An 18,522-nucleotide genomic window follows, 5' to 3' on the forward strand; every position below is an offset into this window, starting at 1 on the left:
CCCCCCCCCCCCACCAACCCCCCCCCCCCCCCCCCCCCCCCCCCCCCCCCCCCCCCCCCCCCCCCCCCCCCCCCCCCCCCCCCCCCCCCCCCCCCCCCCCCCCCACGGCGGTTGTTCGTTGCAGGCGGTGTGTTCGCCTAGGAACGCCGAATGCTCGGCTTGAGCTCCTTGAAACGGCCCAGCAGGCCGTTCACGAAGGCGGGCGAGTCGTCGGTGGAGAACTCCTTGGCGAGCTGCACCGCCTCGTCGATCGCCACCGCGTCCGGAGTCTCGTCCTCCCAGATCAGCTCGTACGCGCCGAGCCGGACGATGTTCCGGTCCGCGACGGGCATCCGGTCCAGGTCCCAGTCGACCGCGTAGGTGGAGATCAGTTCGTCGATGCGCGCGACGTGCTGCGCGTAGCCCTCGACGAGCTGCATCGTGTACGGGTTGACCGGCGGCTGCCGGTCGTCGGACCGGGCGTGCCGGATCCAGTCCGCGAGGACGTTCTGCACGGTCGCACCGCGCTGGTCGGCCTCGAAGAGGATCTGGAAGGCGCGCTTACGTGCCTTGCTGCGGGCGGACACGGTTAGCTGTTCACCCGGCCGAGGTAATCGCCGGTGCGCGTGTCGACCTTGATCTTCTCGCCGGTGGTGACGAAGAGCGGGACCTGGATCTCGTAGCCGGTCTCCAGCTTGGCGGGCTTGGTGCCGCCGGTGGAGCGGTCGCCCTGGACGCCCGGGTCGGTGTGCTCGATGACCAGCTCGACGGCGGCCGGCAGCTCGACGTAGAGCACCTCGCCCTCGTGCGTGGCGACGGTGGCCTCGAAGCCCTCGATGAGGAAGTTCGCGGCGTCGCCGACGGCCTTCCGCTCGATCATCAGCTGGTCGTAGTCCTTCATGTCCATGAAGACGAAGTACTCGCCGTCCATGTACGAGAACTGCATGTCACGACGGTCGACGGTGGCCGTGTCGACCTTCACGCCAGCGTTGAAGGTCTTGTCGACGACCTTGCCGGAGAGCACGTTCTTCAGCTTCGTACGGACGAAGGCGGGGCCCTTGCCGGGCTTGACGTGCTGGAACTCGACGACGGACCAGAGCTGGCCCCCGTCGAGCTTGAGCACCATGCCGTTCTTGAGGTCGTTCGTGGATGCCACGGTTGCGGTATCTCCTGGACTGGTGGAACCAGAAAGTGCGGTGCGCCGGCTAGAGCGCGAGCAGCTCTTTGGTCGTGATGGTGAGTAGCTCGGGTCCGCCGTCCGCCTCGGGGCGGACGACGAGCGTGTCATCGATCCGGACGCCGCCCCGCCCCGGGAGGTGGACTCCCGGATCTACGGTGACCGGCACGCAAGCGTCCAGTTTACCCATTGCCGACGGTGCCAGCCGAGGGTCCTCGTCGTTTTCGAGTCCCACGCCGTGGCCGATGCGGGGTCCGACCCGCTCGCCGTGGCCCGCCGCCTCCAGCACGACCCGCGCGGCGCGGTCGACGTCGCGGTAGGCCGTCCCGGGGGCCAGGGCCTCCCGGCCCGCCCGCTGGGCTGCGAACACCTGCTCGTACAGCTCGATCTGCCAGTCCGCCGGGGAGGATCCGATCACAAAGGTACGAGCGATCTCGCTCCGGTATCCACGATAGTCCGCTCCCAGGCAGACGCTCAGGAAGTCGCCCTCCTCCACCCGGCGGTCGGTCGGCACATGACCGGCCCGGCCCGAGTTCGGCCCGGCCCCCACCGAGGTGGGGAACGCCGCCGCGTCCGCGCCGTGATCGATCAGCCGGCGCTCCAGCTCCAGCGCGAGGTGCCGCTCGGTGCGCCCGACGAGTATCGACTCCAGCAGCTCCCCCAGCGCCTGGTCGGCGATCTCCGCGGCGATGCGCAGGTGCGAGATCTCCTCGTCGTCCTTGACGATCCGCTGCTGTTCCACGGCCGTGCCCAGATCCTCCAGCCGGGTCCGGGGCGCCACCGAGCGCACCGCCCGGTGCCGGGCCACGGTCAGATGGTGCTCCTCCACCGCCAAGGAGCGCACCCCCGCCTCGGCGGCCCGCTCGGCGGCCGCGACGGCCGGGTCGCCCTCCGGGTTGGGCAGCACCAGGACGCCCAGTTCCTCGGCGGGCCGGGCACCGCCGGTGAGGTCCGCGAACGGATCGACGGCGCACACCAGAACATCGGTGTCCGGGCCCAGGAGGAGCACGGCCCCGGGCGGGGCGCCGCCGGCCAGGTAGCGGACGTTGGCGTCGCCGGTCACCAGGGCGGCCTCGCTGCCGGCCGCCTCGCACCGCTCGCGCAGCCGCGAGCGCCGTGCCGCGTACACCTCGGACATGCTTCCGAGCGTACGTTCGGCGGCGGTTTCCGGCCTTCCGGGGGACTCCGACCGGGGCCCGCGGACGGCTACCAGGCGGTCAGGGCGCGGGCGACGGCCTCGTCCAGCAGCCGGGCCGTGGTGGCCACGTCCTGGTGGGTGTTGTCGATGATCGGCAGCCCCGAGCCGTACCAGCCGGCCATCCGGCCGTGGATGCGGGCCACCTCCTCGTCGCTCAATCGCCGGTTGCCGGTGCGTTCGGCGTTGCGTTCGAGGACCACGTCCAGTCCCGGCAGCAGGACCACGGGCAGCAGACCAGGGCCCACATGGCGCTTCCAGCCGCCGAGGCCCACCACGGGCCGGTCGGGGAAGACGGCGTCGTCGAGGATGCAGGAGATGCCGTTGGCGAGGAAGTTGCGGGCGGCGAAACCGCAGGTCCGGCGGGCCAGCCGGTACTGCGCCTCGGAGTGGTCGTTCCAGCCCGACTGCGGGTCGGCGAAACCGGAGCGCACCCACTCGCGCACGTCGTCCAGGCTGATGTGGGCCGTGGGCACCCGTCGGGTGTCCGCCCAGTACCGGGCCACGGTGGTCTTGCCGGCGCCGGCCGGTCCGATGAGGAGCACCGCCACGGCGGCGGTCGAGGCGTCGGCGACCACCGGCGCCACGGGGGGCGCCGCGGGGAAGTGCCCGGTGACCTCGGCCCCCGGCAGCGGTGGCGGGGCCGGCATCGGGGGGTGGGCCGGTGGCAGCGGCGGTCCCACGGGGTACTGCATCCGGTGGTACTCCGTCTCGTGCGATCACGTGGTGAAGGGCGCTGGGCCAGACGGGAGAGTACCGGAGAGAGGGCTCCCCGGCCGTCGCACCACCAACGGCCGGGGGTGCCGGGAAGTGCCCGACGGGCCGTCAGCCCGCCAGTTCCCCGGCCAGCGCGCGCAGCGCGAGCCGGTAGGAGCCGATGCCGAAGCCCGCCACCGTGCCGCTGGCGACCGCCGCGATGACGGAGGTGTGCCGGAACTCCTCCCGCGCGTACGGGTTGGAGATGTGCACCTCGATCAGCGGCGCCGTGCGCTGGGCCGCCGCGTCGCGCATCGCGTACGAGTAGTGCGTGAACGCGCCGGGGTTGATGACGACGGGCAGCCGGCCGTCGGCCGCCTCGTGCAGCCAGCGGACCAGCTCGCCCTCGTCGTTGGTCTCCCGCACCTCGACGTCGAGACCGAGCTCGGCGCCCAGCGCGGTGCAGGCCTCGACCAGGCCCTTGTAGGACGTCGAGCCGTAGACGTCGGGCTCGCGGGAGCCGAGGCGGCCGAGGTTGGGGCCGTTCAGCACCAGGACGCGTCGGACGCTCATGTCGCTCACGCCGCTCACGCCGCGATCTCGGCGTGGGCCGCCAGCAGCATCGCCGGGTCGGGGCCCTCCAGGACCGTCGGCTTGGCGAGGCCGTCCAGGACGATGAAGCGCAGCCGGTCGCCACGCGTCTTCTTGTCGACCTTCATCGTCTCCAGCAGCCGGGGCCACTGGTCGCCCCGGTAGGTGACGGGCAGGCCCACCGACGTCAGGACCGACCGGTGGCGGTCGGCGGTGGCGTCGTCCAGGCGGCCGGCGATCCGGCCGAGCTCGGCCGCGAAGACCATGCCGACGGACACGGCCGCGCCGTGCCGCCAGTTGTAGCGCTCGTTCTTCTCGATCGCGTGGGCGAGGGTGTGCCCGTAGTTGAGGATCTCGCGCAGACCCGACTCCTTGAGGTCCGAGGAGACGACGTCCGCCTTGACCCGGATCGAGCGCTCGATCAGCTCGGCGGTGTGCGGGCCGCGGGGCGAGCGCGCCGCCTCGGGGTCGGCCTCGATCAGGTCCAGGATGGCCGGGTCGGCGATGAAGCCCGCCTTGATGATCTCGGCGAGCCCGCTGACGTAGTCGTGGACGGGCAGCGACTCCAGCGCGGCCAGGTCGCACAGCACCCCGGCCGGGGGGTGGAAGGCGCCGACGAGGTTCTTGCCCTCGGCGGTGTTGATGCCGGTCTTGCCGCCGACGGCCGCGTCGACCATGCCCAGCACGGTGGTGGGCACGGCGATCCAGCGGACACCGCGCAGCCAGGTGGCGGCCACGAAGCCGGCCACGTCGGTGGTGGCCCCGCCGCCCACGCCGACGATGACGTCGGTGCGGGTGAAGTTGGTCTGCCCCAGGGCCTTCCAGCAGTAGGCCGCGACCTCGACGGTCTTGGACTCCTCGGCGTTCGGCAGCTGGATCGCGATGGCCTCGTAGCCCTGCTCCGCCAGGTCCTGGCGGATCGCCTCGCCGGTGTCGGCGAGAGCCTCCGGGTGGAGCACGGCCACGCGCTTGGCCTGGGTGCCGATGAGGCCGGGCAGCTCGCCCAGCAGCTGGCGCCCGACCAGGACGTCGTAGGGCGCGGTACCCGCGCTGCCGGCGACCGGGATGCGGGTGGGGGCGTCGGTCATGCGTTCCTCACTGCGTGGTGTCCGGGGTGTGGGCCGGGGGCAGCCGCAGCGCCTCGAGCACGGCGTCGGCCACCTCGTCCGGGGTGCGGCCGCCGGTGCCGACGACGGCACGGGCGACCTCGGTGTAGAGCGGTCGGCGCTGCTCCATCAGCTCGCGCCAGCGCTTGCGGGGGTTGACGGCCAGCAGCGGACGCGGGGCGTCCAGGCCCACGCGGCGCACGGCGTCGGCCAGCTCGACGTCAAGGAAGACCACCGGCAGGCCCATGAGCAGGGCCCGGGTGCCGGGGTCCATGACGGCGCCGCCGCCGAGGGCGAGCACACCGGGGTGCTCGGCCACGGCGGCGGCCACGGCCCGCCGCTCCAGCTCGCGGAAGTGCGGCTCGCCCTCGTCCACGAAGATGTCCGGGATGGGCTTGCCGGCCACGCGCTCGATGTCGGCGTCGGTGTCCCGGTAGCCGGTGCCCAGCCGCTCGGCGAGCAGGGCACCGATGGTGGACTTGCCCGCGCCGGGCGGCCCCACCAGGACGACCGCGGGCGCGGTGGGCGTCGTCACCGGATGGCCAGGTTCTCGAGGTAGCCCTGGACGTTGCGGCGGGTCTCGGCGACGCTGTCGCCACCGAACTTCTCCACCACGGCGTCGGCGAGCACCAGCGCCACCATGGCCTCGGCCACGATGCCGGCGGCGGGCACGGCGCACACGTCGGAGCGCTGGTGGTGGGCCTGCGCGGCCTCGCCGGTGGCGACGTCGACCGTCGCCAGCGCGCGCGGCACGGTCGCGATCGGCTTCATCGCGGCCCGGACGCGCAGCAGCTCGCCCGTGGTCAGACCGCCCTCGGTGCCGCCGGAGCGGCCGGTGACGCGGCGGATGCCGTCCTCGGTGGCCACGATCTCGTCGTGCGCCTTGGAGCCCGGCACCCGGGCCAGGTCGAAGCCGTCGCCGACCTCGACGCCCTTGATGGCCTGAATGCCCATCAGGGCGGCGGCCAGACGGGCGTCCAGACGGCGGTCCCAGTGCACGTGCGAGCCCAGACCCACCGGCACGCCGTAGGCCAGGACCTCGACGACGCCGCCGAGGGTGTCGCCGTCCTTGTGGGCCTGGTCGATCTCGGCGACCATCGCCTTGCTCGCCTCCTCGTCGAGGCAGCGGACCGGGTCGGCGTCGAGCCGCTCGACGTCGGACGGCTTCGGGTACACGCCGTACGGCGCCTTGGCGGCGGCCAGCTCCACGACGTGCGAGACGATCTCGATGCCGGCGGTCTCCTTGAGGAAGGAGCGGGCCACGGCGCCGAGGGCGACACGGGCGGCGGTCTCGCGGGCGGAGGCGCGCTCCAGGATCGGGCGGGCCTCGGCGAAACCGTACTTCTGCATGCCGGCGAGGTCGGCGTGACCGGGGCGGGGCCGGGTCAGCGGGGCGTTGCGGGCCAGCTCGGCCAGCTCGGCGGGGTCGACCGGGTCGGCGGCCATGACCTGCTGCCACTTGGGCCACTCGGTGTTGCCCACCATGACGGCGACCGGGGAACCGAGGGAGAGGCCGTGGCGGACACCGCCGAGGAAGGTGACCTCGTCGCGCTCGAACTTCATCCGCGCGCCGCGTCCATAACCGAGGCGGCGCCGGGCCAGGTGGTCCGCCACCATCTCCGTGGTGATCGGCACGCCGGCGGGAAGACCCTCCAGCGTCGCGACGAGTGCGGGGCCGTGCGACTCTCCCGCGGTCAGCCAGCGCAACCTGCTCAATGGTGCTCCTCAGTAGCCATGGCCTTGCGAAATGCTCGCTCCGATCCTCCCACGCCGCGGAGGCTCTCCCGGCCGTCCGTCCAGCTGATGGAACGGCCGTATCGGCTGCTGGGCAGCTCCGCTCAGTGCGCGCGCGCCGCCAGTGCCGCCTCGCCGGCCGCGCGCATCGCGGCCAGCGGGCCGGGGGCACGGCCCGTCATCTGCTCGACCTGGAGGACCGCCTGGTGGACCAGCAGGTCCAGGCCGCCCAGGACCGTGCCGCCGCGGGCGGCCCAGGTGGCGGCCAGCGGGGTCGGCCACGGCTCGTAGAGCACGTCGAAGAGGGTGCCGGGGCGGTCCGGGACCGCGTCGGCGAGGGCGTCGGTGGCCCCGGCCGGGGTGGTGGCGACGACCAGGGGCGCCTCGAACGCCTCGGCGGCCCGCGACCAGTCGGCGGTGCGGACGGACACGCCGAGCCGCTCACCCCACCGGCGCATCTCGGCGGCCCGTTCGGCGCTGCGCACATAGGCGGTGACCTCGCCGGTGCAGACCCGGGCGAGGGCGGCCAGCGCGGAGGAGGCGGTGGCGCCGGCGCCGAGGACGGCGGCGGCCTCCGTCTTCTCCACGCCGCGCTCACGCAGCGCGGCGGTGATGCCGGGGATGTCGGTGTTGTCGCCGGTACGGCGGCCGTCGGCGGTGAACACGACGGTGTTGACGGCCTCGACGGACCGGGCCGTGGCGCTGACCTCGTCGAGCAGCGGGATCACCGCGCGCTTGAGCGGCATGGTCAGGGACAGCCCGGCCCAGGTGGCGTCCAGGCCGCCGAGGAAGGACGCCAGGTCCGCCTCGCCGACCTCGTACCGGTCGTACGTCCACTCCCCCAGGCCCAGGTCCGCGTAGGCGGCCCGGTGCAGCACGGGCGACAGGGAGTGGGCGATGGGCGAGCCGAGCACGGCGGCCCGGTGGCGCCCCTGGGGGTCGGTCATGACGTCTTCCGGCTCTTGTTGAACTCGTCCACGAGCTTCTGGTGCTCCTGGAGGTTCTTGGTGAACGTCGTCTTCTCGTTGATGGCGACGAAGTAGTACCAGTCACCCGGCTCGGGATCCATCGCGGCCCTGAGCGCCTCGGCGCCCGGGTTGCCGATGGGACCGGGCGTCAGGCCCTTGTAGAAGTACGTGTTGTACGGGTTGTCGAAGGCGCGGAGCTGCTTGGGGCTGAGGTCCAGCTTGCTCTGGTTCTTGATGTAGTTGTACGTGGAGTCGAACTCCAGCTTGCCGTTCGTCTCGACGTTGGTGGGCTTGAGGCGGTTGTAGATGACCCGCGACATCTTGCGGAAGTCGTCGTGCGTCATGCCCTCGGCATTGACCAGGCTCGCCACGGTGATCAGCTGGAGCGGGGACTTCAGGCCGAGCTCCTTGGCCTTGCCCTCCAGGTCCTGCTTGGCGTAGTTCTCCTTGGCCCGGGCGACCATCTGCTTGAGGATGGTCTCCGGCTTGGTGCCCTTGCCCGCGCTGTACTGCGAGGGGTAGAGGAAGCCCTCCAGCGGGTCCTTGATCTTCGGGTCGGTGTTCGCCCAGTCGGGCAGGCCCAGGTTCTTCGCCTGGCTCTCGGCGACGCCCTTGGTGGTGCCGGGGGCGAGGCCCAGCTTCTTGTCGATGGCGGTGTAGACGTTGGCGGCCCGGATGCCCTCATGGAGGGTGAGGAAGTTGCCGGAGTCCGTCATCATCCCCACGGCCGCGGCTCCGGACATCTCCTTGCGGAGGGTGTACGTGCCCGGCTGGATGGACTTCTTGGCGGCGGCCGAGGTGAACGCGCCGACGCTCTTGACCACGCCGGCCTTCTCCAGGATCTGGCCCATCTGGGTCAGGGAGGAGCCCTTGGGGATCTCGACCGTCACCTGGCCGGAGCCCTCGCCCTCGTAGTCGGGGGCGGCGCCGTAGTGGGTCTGCCAGTAGTCGTAGGCGAGGTATCCGCCGCCGCCCACGACGCCGACCAGGACCACGGCGATGACCAGGCAGGCGGTGCCGCTGCGGCGCTTGGGCCGCTTGTCCTTCTCCTTGCCCTTGCCGCGCCGGTCGCGGCCGCGGCCGCGCTCCTCGCGCGGGGCGGTCCCGTCGTCCTCGTCGGCGGCGGGGGCGGCGGGTTCGGGCATCAGAGCGTCGTCGAAGAGGGAGATCTTCTCATCGACGCCGTCCGCGGGCGGGGGCACCTGCGCCTGCTGGATCGGGTGCTGGCCCGTGTCCTGCTGGACGGGGTACTGGCCGGTGTGCTGCTGCACCGGGTGCTGCCCGGTGTCCTGCTGGACCGGGTACTGCCCGGTGTCCTGCGGCATCACGTGCTGGCCCGTGTGCTGCTGAACGGGGTGCTGCCCGGTGTCCTGCTGGACCGGGTACTGCCCCGTGTGCTGCTGGACGGGGTGCTGACCGGTGTGCTGCTGGATCGGATGCTGTCCGGTGTGCTGCTGCACCGGGTGCTGGCCCGTGTGCTGGTCCGCGGGGTAGGGGCCCTGCTGCTGGGGCGGGTAGGCAGTCCCGCCGGTGTCGTACTCGTAGTAGCCCTGCTGGCCCACGGCCGCGTACTGGCCGGTCTGCCCGGACTGACCCGCGTACGGGTCGCCCGGTCCGGCCGGGTACTGACCGGGGCCCCCCGCGTTCTGCGAGGGGTCCCAGCCGTACTGCTGCTGATCGGAGGGGTGCTGCTGACCGTAGGGGGGCTGCGACTGCGTCGGCTGCTGCGGCACGTACTGCTGGCCGCCGTATCCCCGGTCCCCGTAGAGAGGGTCCTCGGGATGCCACGGTTGGGAGCCGGAACCCCGGCCGTACTCAGTCATCTATCCCCTAGAGCCGCACAGCGGCAGCCAGTGCGCCCGAGCCGGGCGCGACAGTCCGACGTCTGGTCCTGCCCGGCAGACATTCGAACAGCTGCCATGTAGCGCGGAACGTTACCGTATTGCGATCAGATGACCACTTCGACGGCCTCACCCGGAGGACGCCCGGAGATCTTCTCGATCTCCAGGGCGTTCTGCAGGATGATCACCGCTGCCGCCTGATCGACCACGGAACGGCCCTTGCGGGAATTGACGCCCGAGGCCCGCAGCCCCTGCGTCGCCGTGACGGTCGTCATCCGCTCGTCGACGAGCCGCACCGGCACCGGGGCGATCCTCCGCGCCATCTCCTTGGCGAAGGTCCGCACCTTGGCCGCGGCCGGCCCCTCTCCCCCCTTGAGGGAGCGGGGCAGACCGACCACGACCTCGACCGGTTCGTACTCCGCGACGATCGCCACGAGCCGCTTGTGGGCCTGCGGTATGTCACGCCCGGGGACGGTCTCGACCGGGGTGGCGAGGATCCCGTCGGGGTCGCACGACGCGACCCCGATACGGGCGTCCCCGACATCCACGGCGATGCGCCTGCCCCGTCGCACGTCAGGCCGCCTCGGCCACGAGGCGCTCGACGGCGGCCATGGCCTCGTCGAGGGCCTCGGGGTTCTGGCCGCCGCCCTGGGCGACGTCCGGCTTGCCGCCGCCACCGCCGCCGAGGGTCTTCGCGGCCGTACGGACCAGGTCGCCGGCCTTCAGACCGCGCTCACGGGCGGCCTCGTTGGTGGCGATCACGGTCAGCGGGCGGCCGTTGGCCACCGTGAACAGGGCGACCACGGCCGGGCGGCCGCCGGTGATGCGGCCCCGCACGTCGAGGACCAGCTTGCGCAGGTCGTCGGCGCCGGTGTCGTCCGGCACCCGGCCGACGGCCAGGGCGACGCCGTGGACGTCCTTGGCGCCCGCGGCCAGGCCGGCCGCGGCCTGGAGCACCTTCTCGGCGCGGTAGCGCTCGATCTCCTTCTCGGCGTCCTTGAGCTTGGCGAGCATGCCGGAGATCTTCTCCGGGAGCTCCTCCGGACGGCCCTTGACCAGCTCGGTGAGCTGGGCGACGACCGTGTGCTCCTTGGCCAGGAAGTTGTAGGCGTCGGCGCCGACGAGGGCCTCGACGCGGCGCACGCCGGAGCCGATCGAGGACTCGCCGAGCAGCTTCACCAGACCCAGCTGGGCGGTGTTGGCGACGTGGGTACCGCCGCAGAGCTCCTTGGAGAAGTCGCCGATGGTCACCACGCGGACGCGCTCGCCGTACTTCTCGCCGAACTCGGCGATGGCGCCGGACTTCTTGGCCTCGTCCAGGCTCATGATCTCGGCATGGACGTCCAGCTCGTGGGAGAGGACCTCGTTGATCCGCTGCTCGACGTCGGTCAGCACGCTGCCGGGCACGGCGGCGGGCGAGCCGAAGTCGAAGCGGAAGCGGCCCGGGGAGTTCTCGGAACCGGCCTGGGCGGCCGTCGGACCCAGGGCGTCGCGCAGCGCCTGGTGGGTGAGGTGGGTGGCGCTGTGGGCGCGGGCGATGGCCCGGCGGCGGGCCACGTCGATGACGGCGTAGGCGGAGGAGCCCACGGTCACCTCGCCGACCTGGACGACACCCTTGTGGACGTGGACGCCGGGGACCGGCTTCTGCACGTCGCGGATCTCGACGACGGCGCCGTTGTCGAGCTTGATCCGGCCCTGGTCGGCGAGCTGGCCGCCGCCCTCGGCGTAGAAGGGGGTGCGGTCGAGGACGATCTCGACCTCGTCGCCCTCGGAGGCGGCCGGCGACGGCACACCGTCGACGAGCAGGCCGACGACGGTCGACTCGCCCTCGGTGGTGGTGTAGCCGGTGAAGTCGGTCTGGCCGGAGGTGTCGGCGACCTCGCGGTAGGCGGACAGGTCGGCGTGGCCGGTCTTCTTGGCCTTGGCGTCGGCCTTGGCGCGCTCCCGCTGCTCCTTCATCAGGCGGCGGAAGCCGTCCTCGTCCACGGACAGGCCCTGCTCGGCGGCCATCTCGAGGGTGAGGTCGATCGGGAAGCCCCAGGTGTCGTGGAGCAGGAACGCCTTGTCGCCGGAGAGGACGGTGCCGCCGGAGGCCTTGGTCTCGGTGACGGCGGTGTCGAGGATGTTGGTGCCGCCCTTGAGGGCCTTGAGGAAGGCGGCCTCCTCGGCGAGGGCGACGGTCTCGATGCGGTTGCGGTCGGCGAGGAGCTCCGGGTACTGCTGGCCCATCGTGCGGATCACGACGTCGAGGAGGTCGGCGACGACCGGGCCGGTGGCACCGAGCATCCGCATGTTGCGGATGGCGCGGCGCATGATGCGGCGCAGGACGTAGCCGCGGCCCTCGTTGCCGGGGGTGACGCCGTCGCCGATGAGCATGGTGGAGGTGCGCAGGTGGTCGGCGATCACGCGCAGCGAGACGTCGGAGTCCTTGGCCTGGCCGTAGCGGACGCCCGTCAGCTCGGTGGCCTTGTCGATCACGACGCGCAGGGTGTCGGTCTCGTACATGTTCTGCACGCCCTGGAGGATCATCGCCAGGCGCTCGAGTCCGAGGCCGGTGTCGATGTTCTGGGCGGGCAGGTCGCCGAGGATCGGGAAGTCCTCCTTGCCGTCGCCCGCGCCGCGCTCGTACTGCATGAAGACCAGGTTCCAGATCTCCACGTAGCGCTCGTCGTTGACGGCCGGGCCGCCCTCGACACCGAACTCGGGACCGCGGTCGTAGTTGATCTCCGAGCACGGGCCGCACGGGCCGGGCACGCCCATGGACCAGAAGTTCTCCTTCTTGCCCAGGCGCTGGATGCGCTGGGCAGGCACGCCGATCACGTCGCGCCAGATGCGCTCGGCCTCGTCGTCGTCGAGGTAGACGGTGATCCAGAGCTTCTCCGGCTCCAGGCCGTAGCCGCCGTCCGCCACGGGAGTCGTCAGCAGCTCCCAGGCGTATGTGATGGCGCCTTCCTTGAAGTAGTCGCCGAAGGAGAAGTTGCCGCACATCTGGAAGAACGTGCCGTGGCGGGTGGTCTTGCCGACCTCTTCGATGTCCGGGGTGCGAACGCACTTCTGCACGCTCGTGGCGCGTGTGAAGGACGGCTTGACCTCGCCGAGGAAGTAGGGCTTGAAGGGCACCATGCCCGCGTTGACCAGCAGCAGGGTCGGGTCGTCCGCGATGAGCGACGCCGACGGCACGACGGTGTGCCCGCGCTCCTCGAAGAAGCGCAGCCAGCGCCTGCGGATTTCAGCCGACTCCATCAGTGGTCCTCTTTCCGGGTGAACGGGTGGTGGGTGTGGTGCTGTTCGAGAGCGACGAGACGGCGCTGCTCGGGCAGGGCGTGGTGCTCCGGTGCGGGCGGCGCGGCGGCGAGGCCGAGCGCGTCCTTGAGCGCCGCTTCCCGGTGCGCCATGCCCTCGCGGACGTCCAGCGCGAAGAGCTTGACCTTGCGCCCGGCGACGACCGCGCGGTCGGCCGCCTGCAGGGCCAGGCTCTCCGGGGTGAGCTTGGCGAGCTTCCGGTTGACCTTGGTGGTGGCCCAGACACCGGCTGCTACACCAGTGGTGAACCAGAACGTGCGGCGGAACATTTCTGGGGTCAGCCCTTCCCACGGGTGCGGCGGCCGCCGAACCGGGCGGACGGCAGGTTCTGGCCGACGGTCCGGCCGGTGAAGACGGTGGCCTCGCGGACCGGCTCGGCCTTGCGGCCCATCGCGCGGCGCACGCCGTAGCCGAACGCGGCGACCTTGACCAGCGGCCCGCCGAATGCGGAGGAGACGGTCGAGGAGAGCGCGGAGGCGTTCGCCGTGACCTCCTGGACGTCGGCGGTGATCGAGTCGACGCGGGCGAGCTGGGTGTTCGCGGAACGGACGGTCGCGGAGGCGTCGGCCAGCAGCGGCACGGCCTGCTCGGTGACCTCGGCGACCAGTCGGGTGGCCGCCCGCAGGGTCTGCGCGAGCCGGACCAGCACCAGGGCGACGAACGACACCAGGATCGCCCAGAAGACGGCCACGAGGATCCCGGCCACCTCTCCACCGGACACGCTGCACCGCTCCCTAGCTGTAGTTTCGCTTGAACGTCGGGTATCGACCTTATCGCGCCGGGCCTCTTCGCCCGTACCGCATTACCGGTCCGTACGGGCCCGGAAACGCGCGAGCCCGCCGGCCCGCCGGCCACAGGGGCAGGCGGGACGACGGGCTGTGCGCAGGAGTGACCTACGGCCTCCCCCAGCTACCGCTGGGAGGTACCCCCGGAATCAGCGGGCGTAGTACTCGACGACGAGCTGCTCGTCGCAGATGACCGGGATCTCCTTGCGGTTCGGCTCGCGGTCCAGGCGGAAGGCCAGCGCGCCCAGGTTGACCTGGAGGTAGCGCGGGGTCTCGCCCTCGGCGGCGAAGCCACCGGCGCGGGCCGTCTCGAAGAGGGCCTTGGCGCGGCTGCGCTCGCGGACCATCACGACGTCGTTCGGACGGACGCGGAAGGACGGCTTGTCGACCTTGCCACCGTTGACCTCGATGTGGCCGTGGACGACCATCTGGCGGGCCTGGTAGATGGTGCGGGCGATGCCCGAACGCAGGACCAGGGCGTCGAGGCGACGCTCGAGCTCGACGACCAGCGCCTCGCCCGTCTTGCCCTCGGCCTTCTTGGCGCGGTCGTAGGCACGCGCCATCTGGCGCTCGCTGATGTCGTACTGGGCGCGCAGACGCTGCTTCTCGAGCAGACGGACCTTGTAGTCCGAGTTCTGCTTGCGGCCACGGCCGTGCTCGCCCGGCGGGTAGGGGCGGGCCTCGAAGTACTTGACGGCCTTCGGCGTCAGCGCGATACCGAGCGCACGAGACTTCTTGACCTTGGGACGCGACTGGTTAGGCACGTTCTCCAGACCTCCGTTGATAAGTTAGGTTAGGCTTACCTTACTCAAGGAGATCGCATGTCTCGCCCGGGGAACACCAGTCACATCACGGACAGCACGAAACAGGCCGAAGCGCCCGATGGCGTCGACGTGACGGAGGTCCGATCAGATCGTGGTCAGCCGCGTCCCAGCGGACTTGAAATCGCACGGATGCCGTCAGCAGCCGAGCGCACACGAACTCTCGTACAGAGTACATGCTCCGCGGTGCTGCTGATCCCCGGCCTGGACTGCGGCTTCCCCGACCACCTGGCCCCCCGGGTGCGCACCGTCGGCCCGGACGGCGAGGTCTTCCTCGTCCTGCCCGCCGATTCCCCGGCCGTACGGGCCGCCACCCACGCCCAGGACGACGAGCTGGCGGCGCTGCTCGAGATCACCGATGTGGCGCCCGTCTCCGTCCCCAACCGCGTCCGCGGCCGCGCCCGGCTGTCCGGCTGGCTCACCTGTGTGCCCGGCATCGCCGAGCCGGGCCGCATGCTGCTGCGCCTCGAACTGGGCGAGGTGGACGTCGACGACCTGTGGGGCGCCGAGACCGTGGAACCGGAGGACTTCGCCGCGGCGTCCGCCGACCCCCTCGCCGGCCACGAGGCGGAGCTGCTCCAGCACCTCCATTCCGGCCACGGCGACCAGGTGCGCCGGCTCGCCTCGCTGCTCGGCGAGCACGAGGTCGGCTCCGAGGCCTACGCCCAGGTCGTACCGGTGGCCCTGGACCGCTTCGGCCTGCGCGTGCGCTTCACCCGCCACGAGGGCGGCGGGACGGCCGCCGACCGCTCCTTCGACGCGCGCTTCGAGTTCCCCCGGCCTGTACGGGACATCGTGGGGCTGCGCGCCGAGATGCACCGGCTCTTCGAGGCGGCGGGCTGAGAGACGCACCCGAGCGCGCTCAGGAGGTCCGACGGGGGCCCGGGCCCTCCTCCTGCTCGCCGCGCAGCCGCTCGCGCACCCGCTCCACCACGTCCGCGTAGCGGGCCTCGGCGCCGTAGCGCGTCGGCTCGTAGTACCGACGGCCGTGGACGGAGTCCGGCGCGTACTGCTGCGCGGCGATGCCGCCCGGCACGTCGTGGGGATAGACGTAGTCCTGGCCGTGGCCCAGCTTCCGCGCGCCCTTGTAGTGGCTGTCGCGCAGGTGGGCCGGGACGGAGCCGGCCAGCCCGGCGCGTACGTCCGCCAGCGCCGCGCCGATCGCCGTCGTGGCCGCGTTGGACTTGGGGGCCAGCGCCAGGGCGATCGTGGCGTGGCTGAGCGTGAGCGCCGCCTCCGGGAAGCCGATCAGCGCGACCGCCTGCGCCGCGGCCACCGCCGTGGGCAGCGCCGTCGGGTCGGCCAGGCCGATGTCCTCGCTCGCCGAGATCATCAGGCGGCGGGCGATGAACCGGGGGTCCTCCCCCGCCTCGATCATCCGGGCCAGGTAGTGGAGGGCCGCGTCCACGTCAGAGCCGCGGATGGACTTGATGAGCGCGCTGGCCACGTCGTAGTGCTGGTCGCCGTCACGGTCGTACTTCACCGCGGCCCGGTCGACGACCTCCTCCAGGGTCTCCAGGCTGATCTCGCCCTCGCCCTTGGCGATCGCCGCCCCCGCGCCCGCCTCCAGCGCCGTCAGCGCGCGCCGGGCGTCCCCGCCCGCGACGCGCAGCAGATGCGCCTCGGCGTCCTCGGCCAGCGTCACCGCGCCGCCGAGGCCCCGCTCGTCGGTCAGGGCGCGGCGGACCAGACCGCGCAGGTCGTCGTCGGTCAGGGCCTGGAGGGTCAGCAGCAGGGACCTCGACAGCAGCGGCGAGATCACCGAGAAGTAGGGGTTCTCCGTGGTGGCCGCGATGAGGGTGACCCAGCGGTTCTCCACGGCCGGCAGCAGGGAATCCTGCTGCGCCTTGCTGAAGCGGTGGATCTCGTCCAGGAAGAGGACGGTCTCCTTGCCGTACCCGCCGGAGGCGCGGCGGGCGCCGTCGATGACGGCCCGCACCTCCTTGACCCCGGCGGTGATCGCGGACAGCTCCACGAAGCGCTTGTTGGTGGCCTGGCTGACCACGTACGCGAGGGTCGTCTTGCCGATGCCGGGCGGACCCCACAGGATCACCGAGGAGGGGCCGACCGGCCCCCCGCTGCCCTCCCCCACCAGCCGGCGCAGCGGGCTGCCGGGCTTGAGCAGGTGTTGCTGCCCCACCACCTCGTCGAGGGTGCGGGGACGCATACGGACGGCCAGCGGGCTTCCCGCCGGGTCCTTCTCCTGGCGGTCCTCTGCGGCCGCGGTGAACAGGTCGGGCTCCACGCCGAAACCCTATGCCACCGGACTGACAACGCCGCCGGACCCGGAGGTCCGACGGCGTCGGTCGAGCTGGGGGCGGGGACGGTCAGGCCGTGCCGCCCGTCCAGAACCACCACCACTTGGTGAGGATCAGCATCCCGATCACGCCGATCCACAGCACCGGGACCACCCAGTGGAACTCCAGCAGGCCCCGCTTGAGGCCCTCCGGCGCGGGGATGAAGCCGTGCCGGAGGTTCTGCAGGGTCACGTACCAGAACATGACGATGGTGGCGACCCAGGCCAGGCAGCACCACAGGCAGAGCGACCCGATCACGTACAGCGACTGGTACTGCAGCCAGGTCACGAAGCCGACGCCGAAGAGGCAGCCGGCCTCCATGCCCAGCCAGTACCAGCGGCGGAAGCGGGCGCCGGCGATCAGGCCCAGGCCGATCGCGACGATGATGCCGTAGGCGACCAGGCCGAGCATCGGGTTGGGGAACCCGAAGGCCTTGGCCTGGGCGCTCTCCATGATGTTGCCGCAGGAGACGATGGGGTTGAGGCTGCACCCGGGGGTGAACGTCTTCCCCTCGACCTTGGCCTCGAGGATCTTGAGCTTGTCGATCGTGATGACCCAGGACGCCAGCAGACCGGCGGCACCGGTGATGACCAGCAGCCACGCGAACGCACGGCTGCCGCCCACCGCACCCGTGGCGGGGCCGTCCCGCTCCACGCCGTCGGTGTCGGAGCGGTCGAGTGCCGAAGTGGTCATAGCGCTGTCGATCCCATCAGTAGGTCGTTGCCGCCCATTCTGCACCAGCAGCCTGTGAATCAGCCCTGGGCCGAACGGACTTCACTCACCACGGTGTCGAGCGGAACGGCCCGCTGCTCACCGCTCCCCAGGTCCTTCAGCTGCACCATGCCCTCGGCCAGGTCCCGCTCGCCCGCCACGAGGGCGAAACGCGCGCCGGAACGGTTGGCCGACTTCATGGCGTTCTTCAGACCCTTTCCGCCGAAGGCGAAGTCCGTCGCCACGCCCGCCCGGCGCAGCTCGGTCACCACGCCGAACAGCACCCGGTGCGCCTCCTCGCCCAGCGGCACCGCGAAGACCTGGGTGGGGGCGGGCAGTTCGAGCTCGATGCCCTCGGCCTGGAGCGCCAGCACCGTACGGTCCACGCCGAGCGCCCAGCCGACGGACGGCAGCGCGGGGCCGCCGATCATCTCGGACAGGCCGTCGTAGCGGCCGCCGCCGCCGACGGCGGACTGCGAGCCCAGGCCGTCGTGGACGAACTCGAAGGTGGTGCGGGTGTAGTAGTCCAGGCCGCGGACCAGCTTGAGGTCGTCCTCGAAGGCGACGCCGGCCGCGGTCAGCAGCTCGCGCACCCGCTCGTGGTACTCCTTGCACGCCTCGCACAGGTGGTCGCGGAGCATGGGGGCGCCGACCAGCTGCTTCTGGACGTCCTCGCGCTTGTCGTCCAGGACGCGCAGTGGGTTGATCTCGATACGGCGGCGGGTGTCGTCGTCCAGCTCGAGACCGCGCAGGAAGTCCTGCAGGGCGGCCCGGTAGGCGGGACGGCACTCCTTGTCGCCGAGCGAGTTCAGCAGCAGGCGGAAGTTCTTCAGGCCCAGCGACTTGTAGGCGTCGACGGCCAGGATGATCAGCTCGGCGTCCAGCGCCGGGTCCTCGGCACCGATGGCCTCGGCACCGACCTGCGAGAAGTGGCGGTAGCGGCCCTTCTGCGGGCGCTCGTAGCGGTAGTACGAGCCCGAGTACCAGAGCTTGACGGGGAGGTTGCCCGCCTTGTGGAGGTTGGCCTCCAGCGCGGCGCGCAGCACGGAGGCGGTGCCCTCGGGGCGCAGGGCGAGGCGCTCGCTGCCCTCGCTGCGCTGGGTGAGGGTGTACATCTCCTTGGTCACGATGTCGGTCGACTCGCCGACGCCGCGGGAGAACAGCTCCACCTGCTCGAAGCCGGGGGTCTCGACATAGCCGTAGCCGGCCCGCTTGAGGGGCGCGGAGATGGCCTCGCGGACGGCGAGGTAGACCGCCGAGTCCGGCGGGATCAGGTCGTAGGTGCCCCGGGGGGCCTTGAAGGTGCTCACGGAAGTCT

19 protein-coding genes are annotated in these 18,522 nt (G+C 71.8%); 1 reads left to right on the top strand and 18 read right to left on the bottom strand.

What is annotated here, in order from left to right; translation table 11 throughout:
• Positions 1 to 137: 137 nt before the first annotated feature.
• From nusB to rpsD, 15 genes are all read right to left on the bottom strand, one after another.
• Complete coding sequence (gene nusB, locus AC07BS_RS09800; protein ID WP_478644528.1) at positions 138 to 566, bottom strand: transcription antitermination factor NusB; 429 nt, start codon at positions 564 to 566, stop codon at positions 138 to 140.
• Between the two features lie 2 nt (positions 567 to 568).
• Positions 569 to 1,135, bottom strand: a complete 567-nt coding sequence (gene efp, locus AC07BS_RS09805) for an elongation factor P (protein ID WP_478644530.1) — start codon at positions 1,133 to 1,135, stop codon at positions 569 to 571.
• Between the two features lie 49 nt (positions 1,136 to 1,184).
• A complete protein-coding gene (locus AC07BS_RS09810; protein ID WP_478644533.1) occupies positions 1,185 to 2,294 on the bottom strand; it encodes an aminopeptidase P family protein in 1,110 nt (369 codons plus the stop codon).
• A 68-nt stretch (positions 2,295 to 2,362) separates the two neighbouring features.
• Positions 2,363 to 3,046, bottom strand: coding sequence for an AAA family ATPase (locus AC07BS_RS09815; RefSeq protein WP_478931297.1), 684 nt, complete (start codon positions 3,044 to 3,046; stop codon positions 2,363 to 2,365).
• 130 nt (positions 3,047 to 3,176) lie between these two features.
• Positions 3,177 to 3,620 carry a type II 3-dehydroquinate dehydratase gene (gene aroQ / locus AC07BS_RS09820; RefSeq protein WP_478931299.1) on the bottom strand — a complete coding sequence of 148 codons (444 nt, stop codon included), beginning with the start codon at positions 3,618 to 3,620 and terminating at the stop codon, positions 3,177 to 3,179.
• A gap of 14 nt (positions 3,621 to 3,634) precedes the next feature.
• Positions 3,635 to 4,726: a 3-dehydroquinate synthase gene (gene aroB / locus AC07BS_RS09825; RefSeq protein WP_478644540.1), complete on the bottom strand. Its 1,092-nt coding sequence runs from the start codon at positions 4,724 to 4,726 to the stop codon at positions 3,635 to 3,637.
• Positions 4,727 to 4,733: 7 nt separating this feature from the next.
• Positions 4,734 to 5,279 (bottom strand): shikimate kinase, encoded by a 546-nt coding sequence (locus AC07BS_RS09830; RefSeq protein ID WP_478644541.1) that lies wholly within the window; start codon positions 5,277 to 5,279, stop codon positions 4,734 to 4,736.
• Positions 5,276 to 6,460, bottom strand: coding sequence for a chorismate synthase (gene aroC / locus AC07BS_RS09835; RefSeq protein WP_478931302.1), 1,185 nt, complete (start codon positions 6,458 to 6,460; stop codon positions 5,276 to 5,278). Before aroC ends, AC07BS_RS09830 begins: the two co-directional genes overlap by 4 nt.
• A 122-nt stretch (positions 6,461 to 6,582) precedes the next feature.
• Entirely contained in the window at positions 6,583 to 7,425 is an 843-nt protein-coding gene (locus AC07BS_RS09840) for a shikimate dehydrogenase (protein ID WP_478644545.1), read from the bottom strand.
• On the bottom strand, positions 7,422 to 9,269 hold the full coding sequence (mltG, locus tag AC07BS_RS09845) for an endolytic transglycosylase MltG (RefSeq protein ID WP_478931304.1): 1,848 nt from the start codon (positions 9,267 to 9,269) through the stop codon (positions 7,422 to 7,424). Before mltG ends, AC07BS_RS09840 begins: the two co-directional genes overlap by 4 nt.
• A 125-nt stretch (positions 9,270 to 9,394) precedes the next feature.
• Positions 9,395 to 9,859: a Holliday junction resolvase RuvX gene (gene ruvX / locus AC07BS_RS09850; RefSeq protein ID WP_478644550.1), complete on the bottom strand. Its 465-nt coding sequence runs from the start codon at positions 9,857 to 9,859 to the stop codon at positions 9,395 to 9,397.
• A 1-nt stretch (position 9,860) separates the two neighbouring features.
• The gene (gene alaS / locus AC07BS_RS09855; RefSeq protein ID WP_478644551.1) at positions 9,861 to 12,530 is read right to left on the bottom strand and encodes an alanine--tRNA ligase; all 2,670 of its coding nucleotides are present in this window, start codon (positions 12,528 to 12,530) and stop codon (positions 9,861 to 9,863) included.
• Positions 12,530 to 12,859, bottom strand: a complete 330-nt coding sequence (locus AC07BS_RS09860; protein WP_478644553.1) for a DUF6167 family protein — start codon at positions 12,857 to 12,859, stop codon at positions 12,530 to 12,532. The genes alaS and AC07BS_RS09860 overlap by 1 nt, the downstream gene beginning before the upstream one ends.
• An 8-nt stretch (positions 12,860 to 12,867) precedes the next feature.
• Positions 12,868 to 13,311 carry a DUF948 domain-containing protein gene (locus AC07BS_RS09865; RefSeq protein ID WP_478644555.1) on the bottom strand — a complete coding sequence of 148 codons (444 nt, stop codon included), beginning with the start codon at positions 13,309 to 13,311 and terminating at the stop codon, positions 12,868 to 12,870.
• Between the two features lie 213 nt (positions 13,312 to 13,524).
• A complete protein-coding gene (gene rpsD, locus AC07BS_RS09870; RefSeq protein ID WP_086566727.1) occupies positions 13,525 to 14,139 on the bottom strand; it encodes a 30S ribosomal protein S4 in 615 nt (204 codons plus the stop codon).
• 189 nt (positions 14,140 to 14,328) lie between these two features.
• Here rpsD and AC07BS_RS09875 point away from each other — a divergent pair, with 189 nt between their 5' ends.
• A complete protein-coding gene (locus AC07BS_RS09875; RefSeq protein WP_478931308.1) occupies positions 14,329 to 15,039 on the top strand; it encodes a DUF2470 domain-containing protein in 711 nt (236 codons plus the stop codon).
• A gap of 19 nt (positions 15,040 to 15,058) precedes the next feature.
• On the opposite strand, the gene AC07BS_RS09880 is transcribed toward AC07BS_RS09875, so the two are convergent.
• From AC07BS_RS09880 to hisS, 3 genes are all read right to left on the bottom strand, one after another.
• On the bottom strand, positions 15,059 to 16,441 hold the full coding sequence (locus AC07BS_RS09880; RefSeq protein ID WP_478931310.1) for a replication-associated recombination protein A: 1,383 nt from the start codon (positions 16,439 to 16,441) through the stop codon (positions 15,059 to 15,061).
• Positions 16,442 to 16,523: 82 nt separating this feature from the next.
• A complete protein-coding gene (locus AC07BS_RS09885; RefSeq protein ID WP_478644562.1) occupies positions 16,524 to 17,186 on the bottom strand; it encodes a vitamin K epoxide reductase family protein in 663 nt (220 codons plus the stop codon).
• Positions 17,187 to 17,245: 59 nt separating this feature from the next.
• Positions 17,246 to 18,514 carry a histidine--tRNA ligase gene (gene hisS / locus AC07BS_RS09890; protein WP_478931313.1) on the bottom strand — a complete coding sequence of 423 codons (1,269 nt, stop codon included), beginning with the start codon at positions 18,512 to 18,514 and terminating at the stop codon, positions 17,246 to 17,248.
• Positions 18,515 to 18,522 lie beyond the last annotated feature (8 nt).

This window comes from Streptomyces sp. NPDC044063 (assembly GCF_056434285.1).